Raw genomic sequence first — 1,044 nt, forward strand, 5'->3', positions numbered from 1 at the left:
GCTGGCAACATAGGACAAGGGTTGCGCTCGTTGCGGGACTTAACCCAACATTTCACAACACGAGCTGACGACAGCCATGCAGCACCTGTCTCAGAGTTCCCGAAGGCACGAAACCATCTCTGGTAACTTCTCTGGATGTCAAGAGTAGGTAAGGTTCTTCGCGTTGCATCGAATTAAACCACATGCTCCACCGCTTGTGCGGGCCCCCGTCAATTCATTTGAGTTTTAACCTTGCGGCCGTACTCCCCAGGCGGTCTATTTAATGCGTTAGCTTTGGAAGCCACGGCTCAAGGCCACAACCTCCTAATAGACATCGTTTACGGCGTGGACTACCAGGGTATCTAATCCTGTTTGCTCCCCACGCTTTCGCATCTGAGTGTCAGTCTCTTGCCAGGGGGCCGCCTTCGCCACTGGTATTCCTTCGGATCTCTACGCATTTCACCGCTACACCCGAAATTCTACCCCCCTCTCAAGGACTCTAGTTTGGCAGTATCAAATGCAGTTCCCAGGTTGAGCCCGGGGCTTTCACATCTGACTGACCAAACCACCTGCATGCGCTTTACGCCCAGTAATTCCGATTAACGCTTGCACCCCTCGTATTACCGCGGCTGCTGGCACGAAGTTAGCCGGTGCTTCTTCTGCGAGTAACGTCACAGCCAACGGGTATTAACCGTTGACCTTTCCTCCTCGCTGAAAGTGCTTTACAACCCGAAGGCCTTCTTCACACACGCGGCATGGCTGCATCAGGCTTGCGCCCATTGTGCAATATTCCCCACTGCTGCCTCCCGTAGGAGTCTGGGCCGTGTCTCAGTCCCAGTGTGGCTGATCATCCTCTCAAACCAGCTAGAGATCGTCGCCTTGGTGAGCTCTTACCTCACCAACTAGCTAATCTCACTTAGGCTTATCCAATCGCGGAAGGTGCCGAAGCGTCCCCTCCTTTCCCCCGTAGGGCGTATGCGGTATTAGCAGTCGTTTCCAACTGTTGTCCCCCTCGACTGGGCAAATTCCTAAGCATTACTCACCCGTCCGCCGCTCGACGCCCAG

General features: G+C 54.4%; 1 rRNA gene. It reads right to left on the reverse strand.

What is annotated here, in order from left to right:
- A 16S ribosomal RNA gene (locus tag Q0796_RS18040) occupies positions 1-1,044 on the reverse strand; the annotation flags it as partial.

Origin of the sequence: uncultured Ferrimonas sp. (assembly GCF_947489035.1) — a bacterium.
Classification (GTDB): Bacteria; Pseudomonadota; Gammaproteobacteria; order Enterobacterales; family Shewanellaceae; genus Ferrimonas.